This is a genomic window from Piscinibacter sp. HJYY11 (genome assembly GCF_016735515.1).
GTDB lineage: Bacteria > Pseudomonadota > Gammaproteobacteria > Burkholderiales > Burkholderiaceae_C > Rhizobacter.
Genome location: NZ_JAERQZ010000001.1, coordinates 1,972,219 through 1,998,132 on the forward strand (window position 1 = coordinate 1,972,219; position 25,914 = coordinate 1,998,132).

Annotated in this window: 23 protein-coding genes; 14 read left to right on the forward strand and 9 right to left on the reverse strand. The window is 68.5% G+C overall.

Annotated features, from left to right (window positions below):
- The first annotated feature begins 144 nt into the window (after positions 1 to 144).
- The 9 genes from JI745_RS08970 (at position 145) to JI745_RS09010 (ending at position 9,682) form a co-directional block, all read left to right on the forward strand.
- On the forward strand, positions 145 to 1,851 hold the full coding sequence (locus JI745_RS08970) for a GspE/PulE family protein (RefSeq protein ID WP_201805531.1): 1,707 nt from the start codon (positions 145 to 147) through the stop codon (positions 1,849 to 1,851).
- Between the two features lie 14 nt (positions 1,852 to 1,865).
- The gene (locus JI745_RS08975; RefSeq protein WP_201805532.1) at positions 1,866 to 3,089 is read left to right on the forward strand and encodes a type II secretion system F family protein; all 1,224 of its coding nucleotides are present in this window, start codon (positions 1,866 to 1,868) and stop codon (positions 3,087 to 3,089) included.
- A 221-nt stretch (positions 3,090 to 3,310) separates the two neighbouring features.
- Complete coding sequence (gene pilM, locus JI745_RS08980; RefSeq protein ID WP_201805533.1) at positions 3,311 to 4,240, forward strand: type IV pilus biogenesis protein PilM; 930 nt, start codon at positions 3,311 to 3,313, stop codon at positions 4,238 to 4,240.
- On the forward strand, positions 4,237 to 4,896 hold the full coding sequence (locus JI745_RS08985) for a hypothetical protein (RefSeq protein ID WP_201805534.1): 660 nt from the start codon (positions 4,237 to 4,239) through the stop codon (positions 4,894 to 4,896). The genes pilM and JI745_RS08985 overlap by 4 nt, the downstream gene beginning before the upstream one ends.
- Positions 4,893 to 5,603: a type II secretion system protein GspM gene (gspM, locus tag JI745_RS08990; RefSeq protein WP_201805535.1), complete on the forward strand. Its 711-nt coding sequence runs from the start codon at positions 4,893 to 4,895 to the stop codon at positions 5,601 to 5,603. Before JI745_RS08985 ends, gspM begins: the two co-directional genes overlap by 4 nt.
- Complete coding sequence (locus JI745_RS08995; protein ID WP_201805536.1) at positions 5,600 to 5,953, forward strand: MSHA biogenesis protein MshK; 354 nt, start codon at positions 5,600 to 5,602, stop codon at positions 5,951 to 5,953. The genes gspM and JI745_RS08995 overlap by 4 nt, the downstream gene beginning before the upstream one ends.
- Positions 5,950 to 7,719, forward strand: coding sequence for a secretin N-terminal domain-containing protein (locus JI745_RS09000; RefSeq protein WP_201805537.1), 1,770 nt, complete (start codon positions 5,950 to 5,952; stop codon positions 7,717 to 7,719). Before JI745_RS08995 ends, JI745_RS09000 begins: the two co-directional genes overlap by 4 nt.
- Positions 7,720 to 7,727: 8 nt before the next feature.
- Complete coding sequence (locus JI745_RS09005) at positions 7,728 to 8,594, forward strand: ExeA family protein (protein WP_201805538.1); 867 nt, start codon at positions 7,728 to 7,730, stop codon at positions 8,592 to 8,594.
- The gene (locus tag JI745_RS09010; protein ID WP_201805540.1) at positions 8,591 to 9,682 is read left to right on the forward strand and encodes a tetratricopeptide repeat protein; all 1,092 of its coding nucleotides are present in this window, start codon (positions 8,591 to 8,593) and stop codon (positions 9,680 to 9,682) included. The genes JI745_RS09005 and JI745_RS09010 overlap by 4 nt, the downstream gene beginning before the upstream one ends.
- 4 nt (positions 9,683 to 9,686) lie before the next feature.
- On the opposite strand, the gene JI745_RS09015 is transcribed toward JI745_RS09010, so the two are convergent.
- Entirely contained in the window at positions 9,687 to 10,361 is a 675-nt protein-coding gene (locus tag JI745_RS09015) for a glutathione S-transferase family protein (protein ID WP_201805542.1), read from the reverse strand.
- 154 nt (positions 10,362 to 10,515) lie between these two features.
- Between JI745_RS09015 and JI745_RS09020 the strand changes: the two genes are divergently transcribed.
- Positions 10,516 to 11,280, forward strand: coding sequence for a DUF4397 domain-containing protein (locus tag JI745_RS09020; protein ID WP_201805544.1), 765 nt, complete (start codon positions 10,516 to 10,518; stop codon positions 11,278 to 11,280).
- 160 nt (positions 11,281 to 11,440) lie between these two features.
- Here the strand turns inward: JI745_RS09020 and urtE are convergent, their stop codons facing one another.
- From urtE to JI745_RS09055, 7 genes are all read right to left on the reverse strand, one after another.
- A complete protein-coding gene (gene urtE, locus JI745_RS09025; RefSeq protein ID WP_201805546.1) occupies positions 11,441 to 12,133 on the reverse strand; it encodes an urea ABC transporter ATP-binding subunit UrtE in 693 nt (230 codons plus the stop codon).
- 6 nt (positions 12,134 to 12,139) lie between these two features.
- On the reverse strand, positions 12,140 to 13,030 hold the full coding sequence (gene urtD, locus JI745_RS09030; protein WP_201805547.1) for an urea ABC transporter ATP-binding protein UrtD: 891 nt from the start codon (positions 13,028 to 13,030) through the stop codon (positions 12,140 to 12,142).
- A complete protein-coding gene (urtC, locus tag JI745_RS09035; RefSeq protein WP_201805548.1) occupies positions 13,027 to 14,166 on the reverse strand; it encodes an urea ABC transporter permease subunit UrtC in 1,140 nt (379 codons plus the stop codon). The genes urtD and urtC overlap by 4 nt, the downstream gene beginning before the upstream one ends.
- A complete protein-coding gene (gene urtB, locus JI745_RS09040; RefSeq protein WP_201805549.1) occupies positions 14,163 to 15,761 on the reverse strand; it encodes an urea ABC transporter permease subunit UrtB in 1,599 nt (532 codons plus the stop codon). Before urtB ends, urtC begins: the two co-directional genes overlap by 4 nt.
- 106 nt (positions 15,762 to 15,867) lie before the next feature.
- Entirely contained in the window at positions 15,868 to 17,142 is a 1,275-nt protein-coding gene (gene urtA, locus JI745_RS09045) for an urea ABC transporter substrate-binding protein (RefSeq protein ID WP_201805550.1), read from the reverse strand.
- Positions 17,143 to 17,274: 132 nt separating this feature from the next.
- A complete protein-coding gene (locus tag JI745_RS09050; protein ID WP_201805551.1) occupies positions 17,275 to 18,459 on the reverse strand; it encodes a glycosyltransferase in 1,185 nt (394 codons plus the stop codon).
- A gap of 19 nt (positions 18,460 to 18,478) precedes the next feature.
- Positions 18,479 to 19,957 carry an autotransporter outer membrane beta-barrel domain-containing protein gene (locus tag JI745_RS09055; protein ID WP_201805552.1) on the reverse strand — a complete coding sequence of 493 codons (1,479 nt, stop codon included), beginning with the start codon at positions 19,955 to 19,957 and terminating at the stop codon, positions 18,479 to 18,481.
- A 240-nt stretch (positions 19,958 to 20,197) separates the two neighbouring features.
- Between JI745_RS09055 and JI745_RS09060 the strand changes: the two genes are divergently transcribed.
- Positions 20,198 to 20,764 carry an OmpA family protein gene (locus JI745_RS09060; protein WP_201805554.1) on the forward strand — a complete coding sequence of 189 codons (567 nt, stop codon included), beginning with the start codon at positions 20,198 to 20,200 and terminating at the stop codon, positions 20,762 to 20,764.
- A 7-nt stretch (positions 20,765 to 20,771) separates the two neighbouring features.
- Positions 20,772 to 22,556, forward strand: a complete 1,785-nt coding sequence (locus JI745_RS09065) for a caspase family protein (RefSeq protein WP_201805556.1) — start codon at positions 20,772 to 20,774, stop codon at positions 22,554 to 22,556.
- A 7-nt stretch (positions 22,557 to 22,563) separates the two neighbouring features.
- On the opposite strand, the gene JI745_RS09070 is transcribed toward JI745_RS09065, so the two are convergent.
- Positions 22,564 to 23,355 carry a hypothetical protein gene (locus JI745_RS09070; protein WP_201805558.1) on the reverse strand — a complete coding sequence of 264 codons (792 nt, stop codon included), beginning with the start codon at positions 23,353 to 23,355 and terminating at the stop codon, positions 22,564 to 22,566.
- A gap of 125 nt (positions 23,356 to 23,480) precedes the next feature.
- Here JI745_RS09070 and JI745_RS09075 point away from each other — a divergent pair, with 125 nt between their 5' ends.
- Positions 23,481 to 24,257, forward strand: coding sequence for an IclR family transcriptional regulator (locus JI745_RS09075; protein WP_201805559.1), 777 nt, complete (start codon positions 23,481 to 23,483; stop codon positions 24,255 to 24,257).
- 186 nt (positions 24,258 to 24,443) lie between these two features.
- On the forward strand, positions 24,444 to 25,913 hold the full coding sequence (locus tag JI745_RS09080) for an aldehyde dehydrogenase (protein WP_201805561.1): 1,470 nt from the start codon (positions 24,444 to 24,446) through the stop codon (positions 25,911 to 25,913).
- Position 25,914 lies beyond the last annotated feature (1 nt).

A 25,914-nucleotide genomic window follows, 5' to 3' on the forward strand; every position in this document is an offset into this window, starting at 1 on the left:
GGGGACGCCGGGCGGCTTGGGAGCGGCCCGGCGCTCGCCCGGCCTTGCGAACAGAGGCCCGAAAACCAGCCACTTCCACGCATTGCGAGCCGGCACTGACTTCGACAATGGTCCGACCCATGGCCTTTGTCGTCAGGACCGCGCATGCCGCCTCCCCAGAAAATCCGCCTGGGTGACCTGCTGGTTCAGCAGAACCTCATCACCCAGGAGCAGCTCACCGCCACGCTCGAGCAGCAGCGCTCGAGCGGCCGCAAGCTCGGCCGCATCCTGGTCGACAGCGGCGTCGTCACCGAAGAGCAGATCTCCGGTGCGCTCGCCGGCCAGCTCAAGATCCCCTACATCAACCTCAAGCAGACCAACCCGGCGCCCGCGCTGGTCAACCTGCTGACCGAGGCCCAGGCCCGCCGTTTCCGCGCACTGGTGCTGGAAGACAACAACGGCATCCTGCGTGTCGGCATGGCCGACCCGAGCGACCTCTTCGCCTACGACGAGCTCACCCGCATCCTGAAGCGCGAGATCGAGCTCGCCGCCGTCACCGAGACGCAGTTGCTCGCCACCATCGACCGCGTGTACCGCCGCACCGGCGAGATCACCGCGCTCTCGCAGGAACTGACCGCCGAGCTCGCGCAGACCGAGGCCGATTTCGGCAACCTGCTCGGCACCGAAGCCGCGGTGAAAGACGCGCCGGTCGTCAAGCTGCTCCAGACCCTGTTCGAAGACGCCGCCCAGGTGCGCGCCTCCGACATCCACATCGAGCCGCAGCAGCACAAGCTGCACGTGCGCTTCCGCATCGACGGCGTGTTGCACCTGCAGACCGAGTCCGACCTCAAGATCGCCCCGGCCCTCGTGCTGCGCCTGAAGCTGATGTCGGGCCTCGACATTTCCGAGAAGCGCCTGCCGCAGGACGGCCGCTTCCACGTCGACATCCGCGGCAACCCGCTCGACGTGCGCATCTCCACCATGCCCACGCAGTACGGCGAATCCGTCGTGATGCGTCTCCTGAACCAGAGCGGCGGCCTGCTGCGCCTCGAACGGCTCGGCATGGGCGACGAGATGCTGGCCAAGGTGCGCGGCGCGCTGCAGCGCACGAGCGGCATGATCCTCGTGACCGGCCCCACCGGCAGCGGCAAGACCACCGCGCTCTACGCCTCGCTCAACGAGATCAACTCGCCCGACCGCAAGATCATCACGGTGGAAGACCCGGTCGAGTACCGCCTGCCCGGCATCAACCAGGTGCAGGTGCACGACAAGATCGACCTCTCCTTCGAGCGCGTGCTGCGCGCCGCCTTGCGGCAGGACCCGGACGTGATCCTCGTCGGCGAAATGCGCGACAAGACCACCGCCGAGATCGGCCTGCGCGCCGCGATGACCGGCCACATGGTGCTCTCGACGCTGCACACCAACGACGCGGCCACAACGCCCGTGCGCCTGCTCGACATGGGCGTGCCGCCCTACATGGTGGCGATGTCGCTCAACCTCGTGATCGCCCAGCGCCTGGTGCGCCTGCTCTGCGACAACTGCATCGCCCCGCACACGCCCACGCCACAGGAGCTCGGCTGGCTCGACCACTACATCGGCCCCGAGGGCAAGGACGGCAAGTACATGCGCGGCATGGGCTGCTCGCGCTGCAACGGCACCGGCTTCATCGGCCGCACCGCCGTCTACGAGATGCTGGAGATGACGCCGGAGCTGGTGCAGACCGCCAACCACGGCTCGCCGATCGAGTTCGTGCGCATCGCGCGCGCGCAGATCGGCACCAGGACGCTGCTGCGCAACGCACTCGCGCTTGCCCACGCCGGTCGTTCGACGATCTCCGAAGCCATGGCGCTCGCCGCCAGCGGTGACGGCTGACCCGGCCCTGCCAGATGCCCCAGTTCACCTACACCGCACGTGACGCCGGCGGCGGCCTGATGCAAGGCGTGCTCGAAGGCGACAGCGCCGGCGCCGTGGCGGCCGAGCTGCAGCGCGCCGGCAGCACGCCGCTCGAGATCGTGCTCGCCACGGCGGTGGGGGCTTCGATGGCGTCGAAGCAGATCGGCTTCGGCAGATCAGAGAAGGTCAAGCACGAAGACCTGCTGATGTTCAGCCGCCAGCTGCACACGCTGCTAAAAGCCGGCATCGCGCTCACGCGGGCGCTCGGCGGGCTACAGGAGTCGGCCTCGGCGGCGATGAAGGACGTGATCCGCCAGATCCGCGAGAGCCTGGAGTCGGGCAACGAGATGTCGACCTCGCTTGCGAAGCAGACCGGCATCTTCAGTGCCTTCTACGTCTCGATGGTGCGCGTGGGCGAAATGACGGGCCGGCTGGACGAAGTGTTCCTGCGCCTCTTCCACCACCTCGAGTTCGAGAAGCTGATGCGCGACCAGGTGAAGTCGGCGCTGCGCTACCCCACCTTCGTGATCGTGGTGATGCTGATCGCCATCGGCGTCATCAACGTGTTCGTGATCCCGTCGTTCCAGAAGGTGTTCGACGGCTTCGGCGCTCAGCTGCCGCTGATGACGCGCATCCTCGTCGGCTTCTCCAAGTTCACCCTCGCGGCCTGGCCCTACATCCTGGTCGGCGCCGTGGGCGCCATCTTCGCCTTCCGGCGCTGGACAGCGAGCGAAGACGGCGGCTACGCGTGGGACAAGCTGAAGCTCAAGTTCCCCATCGCCGGCAAGATCATCCGCAAGGCCACGCTCGCCCGCTTCTCGCGCAGCTTCGCGCTCGCGCTCAAGAGCGGCGTGCCAGTGGTGCAGGCCATGATGGTCGTGGCCAACACGGTGGACAACCATTTCTTCGCCCGCGCCATCGAGAAGATGCGAGAGGGCGTGGAGCGCGGCGACAGCCTGCTGCGCACCGCGGCCGCGAGCGGCATCTTCACGCCGGTCGTGCTGCAGATGATCGCGGTGGGCGAGGAGTCGGGCACGCTCGACGAGATGCTCGGCGAGGTGGCCGACTTCTACCAGCAGGAAGTGGAGTACGAGCTGAAGTCGCTCTCGGCGCAGATCGAGCCGATCCTGATCGTCTTCCTGGGCGTGCTCGTGCTGATCCTCGCCTTGGGCGTGTTCCTCCCCATCTGGGACCTGGGCAAAGCCGCGATCAAGTAGAGCCCCCCAGTCGCTGCGCTCCTGCCCCCAAGGGGCGCCGTCCGGCCTGGGGCGGCCCGGCGCCGGACAGCCCCTCAAGCGAGTCCGTGACAAAGGACTCACTTCCATCCCAAGTCGCCCGGAAAAGCCTGCCTTATCAAGGCACTGCAAAAACCCCGCGTCCCTAGCATCAGCCTGACCCTCGGACCGCCATGTCGGCGGCCATTCATGGTGCGTGTGTGATGTTCAACCGACGAGAACAACCTGGCTGGATGGCAGTGGTGCCGCGCAAGCAGAGCGTGGACTTCGTCCACGTCGTGCGTGGCGGCGAGCGCCCGCGTGTCCGCTGGCTCGACAGCAATCCGCGCAGCGGCACCGAAGCGCAGGCCCTGCAGCACGCCCGCCGCGTCCACCACCTGCAGCGCTACCGCTGCACCACCTGGATCGACCCGAGCGCCTACCAGATGGTGCAGGTCACGCAGCCCAAGGTCGACGCAGCCGAGCTGCGCGCCGCCCTGCGCTGGAGCATCAAGGATTCGCTCGACTTCCCGGTCGAGCAGGCGATGGTCGACGTGCTGCCCATCCCGACCGACGGCATGCCCGCCGGGCGCGACGCGCTGGCGCTCGTGGTCGCCGCCAAGCGCGACAAGCTGCAGGAGCGTGTGCAGGCCTTCCAGGCCGCCAACCTCAAGCTCTCGGTCATCGACGTGATCGAAACCGCGCAGCGCAACCTCGCCACCCTCTTCGAAACCCAGGGTCGCGGCATCGCCATGCTGGGCCTGCACGAGAACGGCGCCCTGCTCACCTTCAGCCGCGGCGGCGAGCTCTATGGCCTCCGCCACATCGACATCAAGCTCGATGCACTCGCCGACGCCGAGCAGCGCGCCACCGTCTTCGAGCGCGTGGGCCTGGAGCTGCAGCGCTCGCTCGATGGCTTCGACCGCCAGTTCAGCCAGGTGCCGTTGTCGCGCCTGCTCATCGCCGGCCACCCCGCCGCCGAGAGCTTCTCGAATTTCCTGAAGGACAACCTCTACCTGCCGGTGGAAGTGGCCGACCTCTCGACCGTGCTCGACCTCGGCCGCCACGCCGACGCCTTGCAGGACGTGACGCAACAACACGCCTGGTACGTGCCGATCGGCATGGCCCTGCGCGATGAAAGCGCGGCTGCATGACGCAGAACATCAACCTGTACGACGCCTCCTTGCGCGCCAAGCGCGAGTGGCTGACCGCGGCCAATGCCGCCACCGCGGTGGGCGTGTGCCTGCTCACGGTCGCACTGGCCGGCGGCTGGGCGATGCACGACGTGCGCAAGCTGCGCCAGCCGGCCGACAGCACGCGCGCTGCGCTCGAAGTCGCGCAGAAGGAACTCATCGATCTCACCCAGCGTGTCGCCCAGGCCAAGCCCGACGCACGGCTCCAGGCCGAGCTGCGCGCGATCCAGTCGGCGGTGACGCAGCGCCAGTCAGCCTTCGGCCTGCTGCAGGCGGGGGGCCTCGGCAACGAGACCGGCCACGCCACCGCGCTCAGCGCCTTTGCCCGGCAGTCGATCAACGGCCTGTGGCTGACCGGCGTGGTGCTCGACCACCAGCAGGTCGCGCTGCGCGGCCGCGCGGTGACGCCCGACCTGATCCCGAGCTACGTGAACCGCTTGAACAAGGAAGCGGCCATGCAAGGCCGCTCGTTCCGCGCACTCAACATCGACCGCCCCGAGCAGGAGGCCGCAGCGTCGGCGCCGGCCCGCAGCGCACCCTTCGTCGAGTTCTCGCTCGTCAGCGCGCAGGGCACCGAAGTGGCCAAGTCGTCACCCTCGCAGGAGGGCAAGCGATGAAGGAACGCTGGAAACAACTGAGCGCGCGCTACACCGCGCTCTCGCCCCGCGACCGTGCCCTGCTGCCCGGTGCGCTGTGCTTCGCCATCCTCATGCTCGGCCACCTGCTCGTCATCGAGCCCGCCTACAAGGAGCGCCGCACGCTGCAGCAGCGCCTCGAGCAGGAGACCAACGACCTCACCGTCGCCCAGGCCCAGCTCACCGTGCTGCAGGCCAGGCTGAAGAACCCCGATGCCGAGCTGCGCACGCAGCTGGAAGCCCTGCGCCTGCAGGCGCGCCAGGCCGACGACCAGTTCAAGAAGCTGCAGAGCTCGCTCGTGCCGGCGCAGGACATGAGCGACTGGCTCTCGGGCCTGCTGCAAGCGCAGCGCGGCCTGCAGCTCGTGGGCCTGCGCACGCTGCCGGTCACCTCGGTGACGGAGCTCGCCGATGGCAAGAAGCCCGCCGCCGCGCTACCTGCGGCGACTGCCGCCTCTTCACCGGCGGCCGACACGGCCACGCCCGACGGCTGGCTGTACCGCCACGGCGTCGAGATCACCGTGCGTGGCCACTATCCCGAACTCGTCGCCTACCTGCAGACGCTGGAGCGCATGCCGCGCCGCGTCTACTGGGGCGAGCTGAAGCTCGATGCACAACAAAGCCCCGCGGTGGTGATGACGCTCGTCGTCTACACCCTCAGCGTGGAAAAGACCTGGTGGGTCATATGAGCCAACGCGCCTTCGCATTTCTCTGCCTGATCGCCACCGTCTCGGCCGGTGCCCAGGTGCTGCCCGATCCCACACGCCCGCCCGCCGGCCTGCAGGCCGCAGGCCCCGCCGATCCCGTGACGCCCGAGACGCTGGTGCTGCAGTCGGTGCTGCTCGGCCCCGGCCGCACGCCCGCCGCGGTGATCAGCGGCAAGCTGGTCGCGCTCGGCGGCAGCGTGGGCGACGCACGGCTGGCCCGCATCACGCCGCACAGCGTGCGGCTCGACAGCGCGCAAGGCACGACCACGCTCACCCTGGTGCCCGAGGGGCAGAAAACCACGCGCGCCCCGCGCACGGAGTCGCTCAAATGAACACCCCCCGCCACGCACTTGCGGCGCTCGCCTTGATGGCGCTCGCCGGCTGCACCACCGACAAGATCCCGCAGCAGGCCACGCTCGACCGCATCAAGGAAGAGATGGCCCGTGCCTCCGCACGTGAAGCGACCAAGCCCACCACGCCGCCGCCCGACGCGGTCAACCGCGCGCTGCTGCCCCCGCTGGCCGCCGAGCCGGTGAAGCTGCCGCCGCCGAGCGAGCCGCGCTTCGACCTGGCCGTCTCCAACGCCCCCGCCCAGCAGGTCTTCCTGCAGATCGTGACCGGCACGCGCTACAGCATGCTCGTGGCGCCCGAGGTGACGGGGGTGGTCGCGCTGAACCTCAAGAACGTGACCGTGCGCGAAGCGCTCGACGCGATGCGCGACCTGTACGGCTACGAGTACACGATGCAGGGCAACCGCATCCACATCCAGCCCAACACGCTGCAGACGCGCATCTACCAGGTCAACTACCTCGCCGCCAAGCGCAACGGCACGAGCGACACGCGCGTGACCTCGGGCTCCATCTCGTCGAGCAACGTCAACAACACCGGCAACAACAACGGCGGCGGCAACAACAGCAACACGCCGTCGAACAACAACTCGACGCCGGGCTCGGGCAACAACGGCACCGCGACCAAGGTCAACGGCAGCCACATCACCACCGACTCCGACAACGACTTCTGGGCCGAGCTGCGCACCACGCTCACCGGCCTGATCGGCGCCGACAACGGCCGCCGCGTGATCGTCAACCCACTGTCGGGCGTGATCGCCGTGCGCGGCTTCCCGCAGGACCTGCGCACCACCGAGAACTACCTGCGCATGACGCAGCTGATCGTCGAGCGCCAGGTGATGATCGAAGCCAAGATCATCGAGGTGCAGCTGTCCGACAGCTCCAGCACCGGCGTGAACTGGTCGGCCTTCCGCAATGCCAGCAGCCACCTCTCGGCCGGCACCATCGGCCCTGGCACGACGCTGCAGACGCCCAACTCGACCACCGGCGCCGTCACCTCGCTCGTGACCAACGCACTGGTCGGCGCCGCGTTCGGCTCGCTGCCCGGCGCCTCGCTCGTCACCGACGGCACCAACACCAGCAGCCTCTTCGGCCTCGCCTTCCAGAGCCCGAACTTCGCCGCCATGCTGCAGTTCCTGGAAACGCAGGGCAACGTGCAGGTGCTCTCGAGCCCGCGCATCGCGAGCGTCAACAACCAGAAGGCCGTGCTCAAGGTCGGCACCGACGAGTTCTTCGTCACCGGCATCACCACCACCGTCACGACCACCGGCACCGGCAACCCGATCGTCACGCCGACGGTCACCGTGCAGCCCTTCTTCTCGGGCATCGCACTCGACATCACCCCGCAGATCGACGAGAACGACCAGGTCATCCTGCACCTGCACCCGTCGGTGAGCGTGGTCGCAGAGAAGCAGAAGAACCTCAACCTCGGCTCGCAGATCGGCACCTTCCAGCTGCCGCTCGCCTCGAGCACCGTGAGCGAGAGCGACTCGGTCGTGCGCGTGCAGGACGGCAACATCGTCGCCATCGGCGGCCTGATGAAGCAGGCGCAGTCCAACGCCGCCTCGGGCCTGCCCGGCACCACCGACTCGGTGCTCGGCACCGCGGTGGGCATGCGCGCCAAGAGCAGCATGAAGAGCGAGCTCGTGATCCTGCTCAAGCCGACCATCATCCGCAACGAACGCAGCTGGCAAGCCGACGCCGCCGACACGCAGGACCGGCTGAACCAGTTCCAAATGCGCACCCGCTAGGCACCGCCATGTACCTCGCCCACTTCGGCCTGCGTGAACTGCCCTTCGGGCTGACGCCCGACACCGCGTACGCCTTTGCGACCCGCGCACACCAGGAGGCGCTCAACACGCTCCTGATCGCATCGACCCACGGCGAAGGCTTCATCAAGATCACGGGCGAAGTCGGCACCGGCAAGACGCTGCTGTGCCGCCGCTTCCTCGCGTCCCAGGGCGACGACTGCGTGACCTGCTACCTGCCCAACCCGCTGCTGACGCCGGCCACGCTGCTGCTGGCACTGGCCGACGAGCTGGAGTTGAAGCTCTCGCCGCAGGCGAGCGAATACGAGCTGCTCAAGTCCCTCAACGAAGAGCTGCTGGCCCTCGCCGCCGAAGGCCGCCGCGTGATCGTCTGCGTGGACGAGGCACAGGCCCTGCCGCTCAAGAGCCTGGAGACGCTGCGCCTCCTGTCCAACCTCGAGACCGAGAAGCGCAAGCTGCTGCAGGTGGTGCTGCTCGGCCAGCCCGAGCTCGACGCGCGCCTGGCCCTGAGCTCGATGCGCCAGCTGCGCCAGCGCATCGCCTTCCACTACCGCCTGACCGGCATGGACCGGCAGGAGCTGCGCCACTACCTGCACCACCGCCTGCACGTGGCCGGCCGCAGCGGCGTCGAACTCTTCAGCGCCGGCGCCATCGCCGCGCTGCAGCGCGCGACCGGCGGCACGCCTCGTCTCGTCAACATCCTCGCGCACAAGGCGCTGATGGCCGTCTACGGCTCGGGCGTCGACACCGTCGAAGCCGCGCACGTGCGCGCCGCCGCTCGCGACACCGACGGCGCACTGCCCTGCTCGCCCTTCGGCCTGGGCTGGTGGCATGCGCTGAACTGGAGCGCACGATGAGCCTGCTGAACCAGGTCCTGCGCGACCTCGATCAACGCCAGGTGACCGGCACGCCGCCCGCGGTGAAGGCCGCGTCGCCGCGCACGCTGGCGCCGAGCGCGGCCCAACGCGCCACCCGATGGGGCCTGGGCCTCTTCGTCACGCTCGCCGCCGTGGTGGTGGGCGGCTGGGCGCAGGGCAGCATCCGCTGGCCGGCGCAAGCCGCCGACACGCCGGTGGCCGCCGCGCCCTTGCCGCTCGCGCCGGCCACGTTGCCGGCGGTGACCGCACCCATGCCCGTGACACCTGCTGCACCGACACCGGCGCCTGCGCCCGTCGCAACACCTGCCGAGACACCCCCCGCCCCGGCGCCCGTCGTGGCCCGCGAGACTGCACCCGTGCAGGTGGCGATCGCAGCGCCTGCCCCGCGCAGCAAGCCCGTCGCCGCCGCACAGCCGGTTTCGGACAACACCGTGGCCACCGCTTCCAAGCCCGAGTCGCGCATCGAGCTGCGCAGCGCCGCCCGCTCCGCACAGGAGCGCGCCGAGGCGCAGTACCAGCGGGGTGTGACCGCCCATCAAGCGGGCCAGATCAACGACTCGGCCGCAGCCTTCACCGCTGCGCTGCGCGAAGACCCGCGCCATGCGGCGGCCCGCGTGGCCCAGGCCGGCATGCTGATCGCCTTGTCGCGCCCCGACGAGGCCATGGCCTTGCTCAAGGAAGGCCTCGCCCTCGCACCCGCCCAGCCGCAGCTCGCCCTGATGCTCGCGCGCCTGCAGGCCGAGCGCCAGGAGTGGGCGACGGCGGCCGAGACGCTTCAGGCCGCAAGTTCGCACGCGGGCCTCAACGCCGGTGAGGGCGCCGAGTTCCATGGCTTCCACGCCGCCATCCTGCAGCGCGCAGGCCGTCATGGCGATGCCGTCGAGAAGTACAGCGTGGCCCTGCGCCTCGTGCCGACCCGCGGCGTGTGGTGGATGGGCCTCGCGATCTCGCTCGAAGAGATCGGCCAGGCCGACACGGCCCGCGCTGCCTTCCAGCGCGCCAAGTCGATCGGCCTGCCCGAAGGCGCGGCTGGCTATGTCGATTCGCGGCTGAAGCAGCTCGGCTGATCGATCAGTCGTTCGCGAAGCTGTAGGGGCCGCCGCGCTCCAGCGCCTGCCGGTACGCCGGACGCGCATGGATGCGCTTCAGGAACGCCATCAGCTTCGGCCGTGACGCATCGAGCCCCGCGCGCTGCGCCGCGGCCTCGAGCGGAAAGCTCATCTGGATGTCGGCCGCACTGAACTCGTTTCCGGCGAACCACTCGCTCTTGCCGAGCTCGCCCTCCATGAAGTCGAGCTGGCGCGTGAGGTTCGGGTCGACCAGCGTGCCCTGCACCTTCTGCGAGATGCCCTTGGCGATGGGCTTCACGAAGAAGGGCATCTTCGTGCGCTCGATCGTCGTGAAGACGAGCTTGAGCAGGAGCGGCGGCATGGCCGAGCCTTCGGCGAAATGCATCCAGTAGCGCCAGCGCAGCTTCTCGGGTGAGCCGGCGGGCGGCACCAGGCGGCCGTTGCCATAACGCTCGACGAGGTATTCGATGATCGCGCCCGACTCGGCCACCGTCACGTCGCCATCGGTGATGACGGGCGACTTGCCCAGCGGATGCACCTGGCGCAAGGACTCCGGCGCCAGCATGGTCTTGGGGTCGCGCTGGTAGTGCTTGATCTCGTAGGGCAGGCCCAGCTCTTCCAGCAGCCAGAGCACGCGCTGCGAGCGGGAGTTGTTCAGGTGGTGGACGATGATCATGGAGGCCCCGATGCGAAGGAAGGCCGCATTGTGGCCAGAAGCGCCCTGCCCTGCAGCCATCGGCGTTGTCTGACACGTAACTCAGCCCTGTCCCACACGGCACGCGCAGCCTCGACCGTAGATTCAGCCAGCCACTGACTACAACGAGGTTGACATGAAGACACTCCACAAGATCCTGCTCGCCTGTGCCCCCTTGATGCTGGTTGCCGCCTGTGGCGGCGGAGACGACAGCGTCGACGACCGGCTGAGCGTGGCCGACCCGAAGGTGCGTTTCGTGCACGCCATCGAGGGCGGCCCGTCGGTGGGCCTGTACCGCAACGGCGGCACCATCGGCGGCGTCAACAACGTGAACTACCGCTACGCCTCGAACTACTTCGACGTGAGCAGCACCGCCGCCGACTACCAGGTGCGCACCACCGTCGGCGGCCTGCCGATCGGCAACAACTTCAACTTCGACCCGCACCAGGGCGACAAGTACACCTTCGTCGCCTACGCCGGCCTCTTGGGCGTGCCCAACACCCTCTTCATCGAAGACCCGTACAACAAGTCGCTGACGAGCAACGAAGCCCGCGTGCGCGTGGTCAACGGCTCCAACAACGCGACCGCGGTCGACGTGTACCTCACCGCACCCTCGGTCGACATCGCCACCGTCTCGCCGAACTACAGCAACGTCACCTTGGGCAACGCCGTGCCAGGCACCGGTGCCGACTCGCATGAGTTCAACGCCAACAACTACCAGCTGCGCATCACCGCCGCGGGCACGAAGACCGTGATCTTCAATGCGCCTCTCAACCTGTCGCAGAACGCCGACCTGCTGCTGGTGACGGTGCCGAGCGGCTTGCTGCCGGGGCAGATCAAGGTCCTGGCGGTGACGGCGGACTCCGGCACGACGGCGCCCGAAATCCTCACGACGCCTTGAGCGGGCCGTGCGCCGGGCCGCTCCCAAGCCGGCCCGCGCGAGCCGCGAGACACGGCTCGCACTCCGGCCGTCCATGCCCGCGCAGGCGGGCATGGAGCCGCGGCCTACGTTCCCCTCGGGGGATCGGCCAGCGTACCCGCCGGCCGAGGGGCGAACATCCCTAGATGGACATTCTTTCGCGCACGCCCTCGGCTTCCATGTGGTCGCCGTGGCCGCGCTGCACGATCTCGCCGCGCTCCATGACCAGGTACTGGTCGGCGAGCTCGGCGGCGAAGTCGTAGTACTGCTCCACCAGCACGATCGCCATCGTGCGGCGGTCGGCCAGCATGCGGATCACACGGCCGATGTCCTTGATGATGCTGGGCTGGATGCCTTCGGTCGGCTCGTCGAGGATCAAGAGCTTGGGGCCGGCAGCCAGTGCGCGCGCAATCGCGAGCTGCTGCTGCTGGCCGCCTGAGAGATCACCGCCGCGGCGGTTGATCATCTGCTTGAGCACGGGGAAGAGCTCGAACATCTCGTTCGGGATCGGCGTGCTGCCCTTCTTGTAGGCCAGGCCCATGCGCAGGTTTTCTTCCACCGTGAGGCGGCTGAAGATCTCGCGGCCCTGCGGCACGTAGCCCACGCCCCGGCGCACGCGGTCGTACGAGGTGTCGCGGGTGATGTCCACGCCGTCGAGCTGGATGGTGCCGGTCTTCACCGGCACCACGCCCATCAGGCTCTTCAAGAGCGTGGTCTTGCCCACGCCGTTGCGCCCGAGGATCACGGTCACCTCGCCCAGGCGGGCTTCGAACGACAGGTTGCGCAGGATGTGCGAGCCGCCGTAGAACTGGTTGATGCCTTCGACTTTCAGCATGGCTGCTCAGCGTCCCAAATAGACTTCGACGACCTTCTCGTTCGCCTGCACATCGGCGAGCGACCCCTCCGCCAGCACGCTGCCTTCGTGCAGCACCGTCACCTTCTTCGCTGGGTTGCCCCGAGTGAGCTCGTCGATGAACTTCATGTCGTGCTCGACCACCACCAGCGAATGATTGCCTTCGAGGGACAGGAAGAGCTCGGCGGTGCGCTCGGTCTCTTCGTCCGTCATGCCGGCCACGGGCTCGTCGAGCAGCAGCAGCTTGGGGTCCTGCATCAGCAGCATGCCGATCTCGAGCCACTGCTTCTGGCCGTGGCTCAGCAGGCCTGCGATGCGCTGCGCACTGTCTTTCAGGTGGATGAGCTTGAGCATGTCGCCGATGCGGTCGGCCTGCTCGCTGTTCAGGCGGAAGAACATCGACTGCTTGACACCCCGGTCGCCCTTCAGCGCCAGCTCCAGGTTCTCGAACACCGAGAGCTGCTCGAAGACCGTGGGCTTCTGGAACTTGCGCCCGATGCCGGCCGAGGCGATGTCGTTCTCGCGCATGCGCAGGAGGTCGATCGTCGAGCCGAAGAAGGCCTTGCCCACGTCGGGCCGGGTCTTGCCGGTGATCACGTCCATCATCGTGGTCTTGCCCGCACCGTTGGGGCCGATGATGCAGCGCAGCTCGCCCGCGCTGATGCTCAACGAGAGCGCGTTGAGGGCCTTGAAGCCGTCGAAGCTGACGGTGATGTCGTCGAGGTAGAGGATGGCGCCGTGCGCCACGTCGAGCTCGCCCGGCGTCACCACCCGGCTGTAGCTGTGCTTGCGGCCGCCCGATTCACCGGCGTTGGCCGGCTGCTTCGCTTCCATCGCCTGGCGCGTGCGCGCGCCGGCTTGCATCAGCTCGGGGGTCATGCCTTTTCTCCCTCTTTCTGGCCGGTGAACCTGCGCACGAGGCCGATGATCCCTTGCGGCAGGAAGAGCGTCACCGCGATGAAGAGCGCACCGAGGAAGTAGAGCCAGAACTCGGGGAAGGCTTGCGTGAACCAGCTCTTGGCGCCGTTGACGAAGAAGGCGCCCACGATCGGGCCGATGAGCGTGGCTCGCCCGCCCACTGCGGCCCAGATCGCCATCTCGATGCTGGCCGCCGGCGACATCTCGCTCGGGTTGATGATGCCCACCTGGGGCACGTAGAGCGCGCCGGCAATGCCGCACATCACCGCCGAGATCACCCAGATCGTGAGCTTGTAGCGCAGCGGGTCGTAGCCGGTGAACATGACGCGGCCTTCGGCATCGCGGATGGCCTGCAGCACGCGGCCGAACTTGCTCGCGATCAGCCAGCGCGCGAAGACGAAAAAGCCGATCAGCGTGAGCCCCGTCAGCACGAAGAGGAACATCTTCATCTGCGGCGTGGTGATCGTGATGCCGAGGATGCGCTTGAAGTCGGTGAAGCCGTTGTTGCCGCCGAAGCCCGTCTCGTTGCGGAAGAAGAGCAGCATCGCGGCAAAGGTCATCGCCTGCGTGATGATCGAGAAGTACACGCCCTTGATGCGCGAGCGGAAGGCGAAGTAGCCGAAGATGAAGGCGAGCAAGCCCGGCACGAGCACCACCATCGCCATCTGGAACAGGAAGCTGTCGCTGCCCGCCCAGTGCCACGGGAATTCCTTCCAGTTGAGGAACACCATGAAGTCGGGCATGTCGCTCTGGTACTGGCCGTCGCGACCGATCTGGCGCATGAGGTACATGCCCATCGCATAGCCGCCGAGGGCGAAGAAGAGGCCATGGCCCAGCGAGAGGATGCCGGTGTAGCCCCAGATCAGGTCCATCGCCAGCGCGCAGATGGCGTAGCACATGATCTTGCCGATGAGCAGCACGGCGAAGTCGCTCATGTGGAAGACGCTGTCGGGCGGCACCACGAGGTTGAGCACGGGCGCGACCACCAGCACGGCGAGCAGCGAGGCCAGCACGCCGAACCAGCTCTTGAGCGACATCAGCCGCGTGGGCGACGACACGGTCGGGATCGTGGGAACGTTGGGAAGGACCGCGCTCATGCTTCAGCACTCCGGCCTTTCATCGCGAAGATGCCCTGCGGCCGCTTCTGGATGAAGACAACAATGAAAACCAGCACCATGATCTTGGCCAGCACCGCACCGGCCCAGCCTTCGAGGATCTTGTTGATGACACCCAGGCCCAGCGCCGCATAGACGGTGCCGGCGAGCTGGCCCACCCCGCCGAGCACGACGACGAGGAAGCTGTCGACGATGTAGCTCTGGCCGAGGTCGGGGCCGACGTTGCCCACCTGCGAGAGCGCGCAGCCCGCGAGGCCGGCGATGCCGGAGCCGAGGGCGAAGGCGTAGGTGTCGACCTTGGCGGTGTTGACGCCCACGCACGAGGCCATGCGGCGGTTCTGCGTGACGCCGCGCACGAAGAGGCCGAGGCGCGTGCGGGCCACGAGGTAGGCGAGGCCAGCCAGCACCAGCATCGCGAAGACGATGATCGCGATGCGATTGAAGGGCAGCGTGAGGTTGCTCAGCACCGACACACCGCCCGACAGCCAGGCCGGGTTCTCGACCGGCACGTTCTGCGCGCCGAAGATGGTGCGCACGCCCTGCATCAGCACGAGGCTGATGCCCCAGGTGGCGAGCAGCGTCTCCAGCGGCCGGCCGTAGAGCCAGCGGATCACGCTGCGCTCCATCGCCGCGCCGACGAGGGCCGAGGCGAAGAACGAGATGGGAATGGCCGCGAGGATGTAGTAGTCGAAGAGGCCCGGCAGGTAGCTGCGGAAGAGGTTCTGCGTCACGTAGGCCGCATACGCGCCGATCATGATCAGCTCGCCGTGCGCCATGTTGATGACGCCCATCAGGCCGTAGGTGATGGCGAGGCCCAGGGCCGCCAGCAGCAGGATGGAGCCGAGGCTGATGCCGGTGAACACCACGCCGGCGCGTTCGCCCCACGCCAGCTTGGCGCGGATGCCATCGAGCGCCTGGATCAGCGCGCCGCGCACCTCGGCATCGGTCTCGGCATCGGGCGCCAGGCGCTCCTGCAGCAGGCTCGCCACCGTGGGCTCGCTGCTTTCGGCGAGCGACTTCACCGCGGCGAGGCGCTTGGTCTTGTCGGTCGAGGAGACGAGGATGGCCGCGCGCATGCGCTCGAGCGACTGCTTCAGGCCCGCGTCGGTCTCGGCGGCCACGGCCTTGTCGAGCAGCACGAGTTGCGACTCGTCGATGGTCTGCTTGGCCATCTCGGTGATGGCCGTGCGGCGGGTTTCCACGTCGGGCGAGACGAGCTGCAACGCGGCCTGGGCGGCCTGCAGCGCGCCCTTCATGCGGTTGTTGCTGACCACGTCTTCGGCGTTCTCGGGCAGCGTGGCCGCAGCGCCGGTGGCGGCATCGGTGGCCTTGTCATCGCGCACGATGAAGACCTTGTCGCCGGCGATCTTCACGGCGTCGTCGAGCAGCGCCTGCACGAAGGGGGCGAGGTCGCTCGCGCCTTCGGCGACCGCCTTGGTGAGTGCGGCGATGCGCTCGTCGCTGTCGCCTTCGGCAATCGCCTTGGCCTGCTGCGGTGTCAGCGCCTGAGCTTGGCCGAAGGCCAGCAACATCAGCGCGAACAGGGCGCAGGCAAATAGTCGGGTGGTCAGAGACATGGCTCTTGTGGGTTGCCCCGCCCTCCGCGGGGACCAAACACAAAGAGGCCCTGCCCATGGCAGGCAGGACCTCCGTTCTCAGATCAGGAGAAAGCTCTTCTCAAGCTCACTTCTTTTCCGGGACGTTCTTCTTGCCCTTGTTCTCGGGGATGTAGTCGCTCCACGGGTCGGCGACCACCGGGCCCTTGGTCTTCCACACCACGTTGAACTGGCCGTCGGCCTTCACTTCGCCGATGAACACCGGCTTGTGCAGGTGGTGGTTTTCCTTGTCCATCGTGGAGGTGAAACCACCCGGCGCCTTGAAGGTCTGGCCGGCCATGGCGGCGATCACCTTGTCGGTGTCGGTCGACTTGGCCTTCTCGACCGCCTGTGCCCACATGTGGATGCCGATGTAGGTGGCTTCCATCGGGTCGTTGGTCAGCGGCTTGTCCTTGTGGCCGGGGATGTTCTTGGCCTTGGCGTAGGCCGACCACGACTTGATGAAGGCGTCGTTGGTCGGGTTCTTGATGGACATGAAGTAGTTCCAGGCGGCCAGGTGGCCCACCAGCGGCTTGGTGTCGACACCGCGCAGCTCTTCTTCACCCACCGAGAAGGCCACCACCGGCACGTCGGTCGCCTTCAGGCCCTGGTTGCCCAGTTCCTTGTAGAAGGGCACGTTGGAGTCGCCGTTGATGGTCGAGACCACGGCGGTCTTCTTGCCTTCGGAGGAGAACTTCTTGATCTTGGCGATGATGCTCTGGTAGTCGGAGTGGCCGAAGGGGGTGTACTCCTCCATGATGTCGGCCTCGGCGACGCCCTTGCTCTTCAGGAAGGCGCGCAGGATCTTGTTGGTGGTACGCGGGTACACGTAGTCGGTGCCCAGCAGCACCCAGCGCTTGGCCGAGCCGCCGTCCTTGCTCATCAGGTACTCGACCGCGGGGATGGCCTGCTGGTTGGGCGCGGCACCCGTGTAGAACACGTTCTTCGACAGCTCTTCACCTTCGTACTGCACGGGGTAGAAGAGCAGCGAGTTGTTCTGCTCGAACACCGGCAGCACCGACTTGCGGCTCACGCTGGTCCAGCAGCCGAAGACGACGGCGACCTTGTCCTGCGAGATCAGCTGCTTGGCCTTTTCGGCGAACAGCGGCCAGTTCGACGCCGGGTCGACGACCACGGGCTCGAGCTTCTTGCCGAGCACGCCGCCCTTGGCGTTGATCTCGTCGATGGCCATCAGGGCCACGTCCTTCAGCACGGTTTCCGAAATGGCCATCGTGCCCGACAGCGAGTGCAGCACGCCGACCTTGATGGTCTGGGCTTGGGCAAAGGCGGGCAGGCCGAGCGCGGCCACGCCCAGCGACACGGCGCTGAGGGCCTTGGCGAATGTGCGGCGGGTGGAAGTCATGTAGAGAAGCTCCTTGGGTTGTGTCTCACGGTCCCCTCCTGTGGGGTGGACAGAACGCAGGTTACGGAGCGGGGTGGATGCGGCATATACGACAGATGGCGTAGGGCCCTGTCGCGACGGCCGCCGCGTCGATCAGGTGAGCACGGACTCCGCGGCTTCGACGATCCGGGCGGTGAGCGCCGCCGGGTCGAAGGCCGAGTGGCGCTTGGCCACCGCGCGTGCGGCCTTGGCATGCGAGCCGTCGGCGCGCACCATGATCTCGATCAGCGATGCGTACGCCACCGGTGGGGCCTGCAGCGCGGCATTGACACCCGCGCCGCTGCGCTCGACCTGGCGAGCGATCAGGTGCTGCTCGGCGTGCTCGGGCAGCATCAGCACCGGGATGCCGAGCCTGAGTGCCTGCGCCACGGTGGCCTGGCCGGCGTGGCAGACGAGCAGCGAGCAGCGTGGCAACGCGCGCCGGAAGTCGATCGGCTGCCGGCTGTAGCGCAAGGTGGGTGCGCTCACCGGCTCGGCCCCTTCACCCGGCAAGTAGCACAACGTGGGCAGGCGACAGTCTGCGAGCGCCCGCAGCACTTCCACATGACCGGGATGCGAGCGGCGAAGGTAGGCGAGCACATGCGGGCCGTTGCCGCCTGGCCAATCGGGCTCGGCGCCCGGCGCGTATTCGCCATCGGGTCCGACGTAGTCGGCGGCACTGCGGCCGAGGCCGCCGTAGTGGTCGAGCTCGGGCCAGGTGCACAGCAACGTGCGCTCGGGGTAGAAAAGATCGCACAGGCGATCGAGCGGGGCCGCGCCAGCATCGCGCAGCACCGTGTTCACGCAGCTCAACACCTGCGCATCGACGTCGGCCGCATGGTGGGCCGGCGGCGGCGCCCAGTCGCGAAACACCGGCAAGGGCGACAGCCGCGGCGGCACCGAAAAGCCATGGCCAATGTGCACCGCCGGGACGCCCATCACGCGCGCGGCCAGCAGTGCGGTGGGCGCATGGTCAGCGATCAGCACCTCGCAGCCACTCACCTCGATGAGCGACTGCCAGGCCGCCGCCAGCCCGGCCAGCCCCGCTGCATGGCCGTGGCCACAGGCCACCAGCACATCGGCCATCGTCCATGCGGGCGTGGGCGTGGTGTGGATCGCCAGCGGCGCCTGGAACACACGCCCGAGCCCTGGCGGCAGCACGGCGCGGCTGCCCATCACGTCGCGCAGCGCGAAGCTGAGCGTGTGGCCACGCCTTTGCAGCGCGGTGGCGACAGGGCGCAGGCGCGTGAGGTGGCCGAGGTTGGCCCCCAACTCCCACGCCATCAGCACCCTGGCCATGCCGCCGTGCCTCTTGTGGTCAGAGTTCGAATCGCAGCCCGAGCCCGAGGCGCTGGCTGCGGTAGCCCTTCTGCGCGACGCCGGTCTCATAGTCCACGTACCAGCTCATGCCACCTTGATGCACGCTCGAGAGGCCGAGTGCCACGTTGCCGTAGCCGGCGCTGGTGTCGGCCGTGGTGGGGATGAGCACGGTGGTGTTGCCGTTGACGAGGGTCGCGCTGGCGGCATCTCGCGTGTGTTGCGTGCGGCGCGTGGCTTCGACACGCACGTACGGCAGCACCAGGCCCCACGACACCGGCAGGCTCGTCTGCACCTGCGCGCCGAGGTTGTAGCTCGTGGAGCGCACGGTCTGCCGGCTGACGCTCAAGGCTTCGGTGCTGCCGCTTTCCTCGAAGGCCTCGACGCGGGAGGTCACGCTGTCGATGCGCAGGTAGGGCCCGACGCTCCACGCACCAAAGTTCAGGTCGCGACCGGCCGAGAGGCTGAGGCCCAGGCCGCGTCCACCCGGCCTTGCCTCGGCCACGCCGCCGATGCCGTCGTCGCGCTGCAGGGCATAGCGGGTGGCTTCATAGCTGACGGTGGCACTGACGTAGCCGGACGCCGTGACGTTCCAGTTCGCATAGGCCGTGGCCTGCCCGCCCTTGCTCTTCTGCCGGCTCAGCGACTCGGCGAAATCGATGCGTGCGTTCGAGCCGCCGGCATTGGCGCCGAACACCCATTCGTCGTTCAGTCGGTAGTCGGCACCGATCGACAGCGCGGTGCTGCGCAGCCTGAACTCGGACTGCGTGTCGCTGCGGTTCTGGCGCAGGTAGTCGCCGAGCCCGAGCAGGTACACGCCCAGACGCTGCGTCTCTCGCGCGGAGGCTGCAGGGTCGTCGTTCTTCTTCACCGGCAGCGGCACGCCCTGCACGTCGAAGGCTGGCACGTTGCGATTGCGTCGCAGGATGCGCATGCGCGACTGGGCATGGTCGAGGTTGCTCTGCAGGCGCTGGCCCTGCACGGCCATGAGCGGTGTTGCCAGCTCGGCCGCATGGGGGGCGGGGGCCGCGCAGTCATGGTCTTGGCGGCGCACACGCGTCGCGCGTGCGCGGGTTGCGGCACCTGCCTGCACGTCACCCGGGCACGGCAGGTTCACCACCGTGCTCGGGTAGCCGCCCTCGCCCGCCACGCTCACGAGGCCGCCATAGCCGTTGTCGATGGCCGAGATGTAGTAGGTGTGCTCTCCCGGCAAGGCCGGCACGGTGAGCGCACCGCCCGAGACGTTGCGTGTGCCGAGTGGAGACGAACTCCCGGGCGGGCCGATGTGCCAGACCTCGGCGCCCGAGGTGATGGCCAGGTTGGTGTCGGTGTCGATGCAGTTGCCCACCAGGGCCAGTGTGCTGCCCGACACCATGGCATTGGGCGAGCATTCGATGGCCGCCGACGCATCGGCCGCGACAGACAGGAGACATGGCAACACGGCCAGCGATGACAGCGATGTGATGTTGGATTTCTTCATGGTGTAGTTCTGTGGGATCACGCGTGCGGCCCCTCTCCGATGCCGCCCGTCCGGACAAAAAAGCCGCGATCATCCAGACATCACTCCGACGCGCCCATCCCCTTTGCGGGTGGATGCGCCCCTGTGCGCCACACCGTTTCCGTTGGTTGCATTTGCGTGTGTCGCGCCCCCTCCGATGTGGGGGCACCGACGCGCAACCCACATGGAAAAATTCCGGGTTGCGTTCACAGGGAGAAAACAATGAACACCAGGATCACGCTCGCAGCACTCGTGCTGCTCGCCACGCCGTGGCTCGCGCAAGCGCAGACCGTGATGGTCTACGGCGAAGGGCAGCAGCCCACCGCGCAGGAAGTCGCCGACATCCTTTTCCGCGGGGCGAGTGAAGCCACCAAGCTGCGCGGCCAGGCGCCCATCAACGGCCGCTCGCCGTTCGCGCTGCTGGAGCAGACCCCCACCAAAAACCCGACCGAAGCGAGCGCCGTGTCGGTGCCGGTGCCCTTCGATTTCGACTCGGCCACGCTCAACCCCAAGGCGCGCCAGCAGCTCGACGTGATCGCCGAAGGCATCCGCCTGACCGAAGGCACGGTGAAGGTGGTCGTCGAGGGCCACACCGACGCCAAGGGCAGCGTGCACTACAACGAAAGCCTGTCACTGCGCCGCGCCTCGGCCGTGCGCAACTACCTCGTCAACGTGAAGAAGATTCCCGTGACGCAGCTCGGCGTGGAAGGCAAGGGCCCGCACAAGTTGCTCGACAAGAGCGACCCGTACAACGGCAGCAACCGCCGCGTGCAGTTCCGCGCGGGCTGAGGGTTCCATGAGGCTGATGTCCACGCCGCGCCCGCGGCAGCTGGCGCTTGCCGCGGCGGCGCTGGTGCTGAGCTTCCTCTGGGGATCGAACGCCAAGGGTGCCGACCCTGCAGGCACGCAGGCGGCGCCGGCCGATGGGCTCGTGCACTGCCTGTTGCCGGGCCAGGTGCGTCGCCTGGGCTTGAGCACCACCGTGATGCCGCGCCGCGCCACCCGCCTCTTGCCTGCGCAGTGCCAGGCAGCCGGGGGCGAGTACACCGAGCCGCAAGCCACGGGCACCGCGAGTGGTGCAGCGGCGCCGGCCACCGCACCCGCAGCGAACGCCGGCACCGCCCCTGCGGTGGCGCCGCTTGACCGAACTGCTGCCGCAACGGCCTTGCTGCCGCTGGCCATACAAGGTGTGCCCGCGGCACAAGCCTCGATGGCTGAGTTGCTCGACCAGCAAGGCGACCGCGCCGGCGCTCAATCGTGGTACGAGAAGGCCGCTGCGCAAGGCTCGGCACGCGCGTTGATCGGCCTGGCCGGTTTCCTGGAGAAGAGCGCCATGCTCGCGGCAGCCCAGGGCCTGAGCTCGCTCGACGCCTACCGCCGCATCGGCGACCTCATCCAGAAGGCCACCGGTGGCCTGATGACCGGCCTGTCGATCCAGCGGGCCGAGCGCCTGCGCGTCGACGTGGTCTCGCCCCTTGGCGCGGTGCCCCTGCCCCGCGTGGCCGGCGCACCGATCACGCTGGAGAGCGCACCCGGGCCGCTTGAAGTCGTGGTGCGCGTGGCCAGTGCCAGCGGTGTGAAGTCCGTGCGGGTGAACGGTCAGGCCCACACACCCGACGCCCAGGGCCTCTTGAGCATCCCGCTCACGGTGGGTGACACCCCGTCCACCGTGCTCGTGCAGGCGGAAGACGAAGTGGGCGCGCAAGCGCAGGCCGAGCTGAAGCTGGTGCAACGCTCGGCGCCCTTGACCGTCGCCACCGCCGCGCTTGCCGCAGCATCCCCGGCCAGCGCCGTGCCAAGCCGGACCACCCCCGCGGCGCCGCAGCCGCTCACGCCGTTGATCGGCGGCAAGCGCCACGCCCTTGTCATCGCCAACCAGCAGTACAAGCGCTGGACGCCCCTCGACACACCACGCGCCGATGCGCAGGCGGTGGCCTCGGTGCTCAAGCAACGCTTCGGCTTCGAGGTGACACTGCTGCAGGACGTGACGCGCCAGCAGCTGCTGTCCGCCCTGGGCAAGTTGCGTCAGCAGGTCGGCCCGCAGGACCAGGTGGTCGTCTACTACGCGGGCCACGGGCAGATGGACACCGTCACCGCGCGCGGCTACTGGATCCCCGTCGACGGCGACGAGAAGGACATCGCGCAATGGGTGTCGGTGATCGACGTCACCGACCAGCTCTCGGCCATGGCCGCACGCCATGTGCTCGTGATCGCCGACTCGTGCTACTCCGGCACGCTCACGCGCTCGCTCGTGCCCACGGTCGACCAGGCCCTGACGCTCGAGCAACGCCTGGGCCCGCTGCGCCAGCTCAGCCAGCAGCGCGCGCGGGTGGCCATGACCTCGGGCGGCATGGAGCCGGTGGTCGACGGCGGCAGCATCAACCACTCGCTCTTCGCACGCAGCCTGCTCGACGTGCTGGGGCAGGTGCGCTCACCGATGGCGGCGCAGGAGCTGCATGGTGCAGTGGCTGCGCGTTTCGCTCACCTGGCGCGGCGCCTCAAGATCCAGCAGCAGCCGCAATACGCGCCCATCGGCTTTGCGGGCCACGAGGCGGGTGACTTCGTGCTGGCGCCGATCTGATCGGCCGTTACGGTCCGACCACGTTGGCAATGGCGATCTGCAGCCCCGCGGCCCCCACGGCCACGGGCGCAGAGTGGCCCTCCAGGTCACCCGGGCGGGCCTGGCCTTCGCCGCTCTTGCTCACCCGCGCCGTCACCACCACGCGCGAGAAGGCCGACACCTTCGCATCAGGCCACATGGCCATGCTGTCGTCGAGCGTGAACTGAAGCGGCAGGTCCTTCACCTGCTTGCGGATCACCGCGAGCGGCACCGGCGGGCCTTCCACCGCGCGGGCGAAGATGAAGACCGTGTCGTTCGGCTTCGCCTGTGGGGCGAGGGTGGGCGACAGGTCCACCGTGCCGCTGATCGACGAGCCCGCTGGAGCCGCCGGTTGGCCTGACGACGTTGCCGCATCGACGATGACCGCAGCCGTCGGTGCCGACGCCCTGTCGACCGACGCGGTCGGGCGCGACGGCGTTGCCGCGCTGCGGCTCGACGACACCGCCCATCCATAGGTGAGCGCCGCAGCCGCCACCGCCAGCAAGCCCGTGCCGATGAGCCAGCGCAGCGCGCTCGACTTCGCGCCTGTCGACGGCATGGGCACCGGCGGCAGCAGCGCCGCATCGGGCCGCATGTCGCCCATCATCACGGTCTCGGGCCACTCCTCGTCGGGGTCGGGGCTGCGCATCACGGCGTCGACCAGCTTGCGCTCGAGCAGTGCGCGGGCCTCGGCGTACTGCGCGTCGTTCACGAAACCGGTGACGTGCTGCTCGTGCAGATCCTGCAGGCGTTTGCGCAGCGACTGGACTTCCTCGTTCATCCGCGTATTGCATCACGGGCCACTCGCGATCTCGCAACAGGCTGTTCCCCCATCGGTGGGGGTGTGCGCGCGACGCTGCGCCATACTGCGGCACCACGCGCGCACGCTCACAGATCCCTTCGTCGATGCCCTCTCGTTCTGCCTCCGCTGCCAAACGGTCTCCTGGCTACGCCGCCAACATGGAAGGCGTGGCCGCCGTGGAGCGGGCGCTGGCGATCGTCGAGGCGATCGAGCGCGCCGAGCAGCCGCTCACGCTCACCGGCATCGCCGAAGCCACGGGCCTCTACAAGAGCGCGGTGCTGCGCATGATGGTCACGCTGGAGCGGCGCGGGCTCGTGCTGCGCCAGCAGGACCAGCGATACGTGCTGGGGCCGCTCGCGTTTCGCCTCGGCCGCGCCTACGAGCGCAACAACCGCGTGGAAGAGCAGCTCGCGCCGCTGATGCAGGCGCTGGTGGAGCGCGGCACCGAAAGCCCTTCGTTCCATGTGCGGCAGGACGACGAGACGCGCCTGTGCCTGCTGCGCTTCGACTCGCGCCACTCCACGCTGGACCGCGTGCGTGCCGGCGACTTGCTGCCGCTCAAGCGCGGCGCGGCCGGCAAGGTGCTGCTGCGCTTTGGCCACGGCGATCCCGAGGCCTTGCAAGGCGAGCTGGCCGAATACTCCTTCGGCGAGCGCGACCCGCTGTGCGGCGCCGTGGCCGGGCCGGTGTTCGGCCCCGGTGGTGCGTTGCTCGGTGCGCTGTCGCTCTCGGGGCCGCTCGATCGTTTCACCGAAACCGCGGTGAAGAAAATGGTGAGGCCCCTGCTCGACGCCTGCGAGACCGCCACGCGCAAGCTGGGTGGCGTGTGGCCCGCCGAGCGGCCGGCACGGCGCAGCGCCGCGCGCTCGTCTTCGCGCTGAGACGATCCTCGGGTCCTGCGCCAGGACGTTCCGGGCTGCTGCACGCGGCCCGCATATCCGAACGCGACCACGCCCAGGGGTAACACCCGCACTGCCATGCCTTGACGCTCGGCTCCGGTCGGCGCGACACTTGTCCAACGACAGAACATGTATTCTGTTTAACAGAACACAACGAAGAGACAAGCAATGCCCTCGCCTGGCACGCACGACGAGACGCCACGCCCCCTGCTCATCGGCGGCGAGTTCCTGCCCGGCCGCAGCCAGTTGCCGCCGCTCGAGTCCATCAACCCCGCGACGGGCCAGCTCAATCACCGCGTCGCCGCGGCCGGCCCCGACGACGTGGACGACGCCGTGGCCACCGCCACCGAGGCCGCACGCGCCAAGGCCTGGCGGCACATGCTGTCGCCGCAGCGCGCCGCCATCCTCCACCGCATCGGCGAGCTGATGCTGCGCGACAGCGACCGCTTCGCCCGCCTGCAGATGCTCGAGAACGGCAAGGTCTGGGCCGAGTGCGCCGCGCAGGTCAAGAGTGCGGCGGCCACCTTCCGCTACTACGCCTCGGTGTGCGAGACGCTCGGCTCCGAGCTCACGCCCTCGCGCGGCCACTACCTCTCGATGACGGTGCACGAACCCTATGGCGTGGTCGCCGCCATCACGCCGTGGAACTCACCGCTGACGATGGAGGCGCAGAAGATCGCGCCGGCACTCGCCGCGGGCAACGCCGTCATCCTGAAGCCCTCGGAGATCACCCCCTCCACTGCGCTCGAACTCGGTCGCATCGCGCTTGAAGCGGGCCTGCCCCCCGGGCTGCTCAACGTGCTGCCCGGCACCGGCACGACCGCGGGCGCAGCACTCGTCGAGCATCCCGGTGTGAAGATGGTGTCGTTCACCGGCGGCACCGCCAGCGGCCGGCGCATCGCCGAAGCGGCGGCGCGCAAGCTGATGCCCGTTGCGCTGGAACTCGGCGGCAAGTCGCCTCACATCGTCTTTGCCGATGCAGACCTCGAGGCCGCCGTCGACGCCGTGGCCGGCGGCATCTTCGAAGGCAGCGGCCAGTCGTGCGTGGCCGGCTCGCGGCTCTTCGTGCAGCGCAGCGTGTTCGACCAGGTGCTGCAGATGGTCAGCGACAAGGCGAATCGTCTGCGCGTGGACTTGCCCGATGCGAGCGGCGCCGAGATGGGCCCCCTTGCCTCGTTCGCGCAGCGCGAGCGCGTCGAGGCCATGGTCGAGGCGGCCCGCGCGAGTGGCGCCGGGATCGTGGCCGGTGGCGCGCGGCCGCACGATGCTCGCCTCGCCGCCGGCGCCTTCTACCTGCCCACCGTCATCGCCGGCATCGACAACCGGGCCACCATCGCCCAGCAGGAGATCTTCGGCCCGGTGCTGTGCGCGATGCCCTTCGACGACGAAGACGACCTGATCGCGCAGGCCAACGACAGCGCCTACGGCCTTGCCTCCGGCATCTGGACGGCAGACTACAGGCGCGCGCTGCGCGTCGCACGCGCGCTCGAAGCCGGCACGGTGTGGATCAACACCTACAAGCAGCTCTCCATCGCCACCCCCTTCGGCGGCTTCAAGGACAGCGGCCTCGGCCGCGAAAAAGGCCTCTCCGGCCTGCGCCTGTACCAGCAGGCGAAGGGCCTCTACCTCGGCCTCTGAG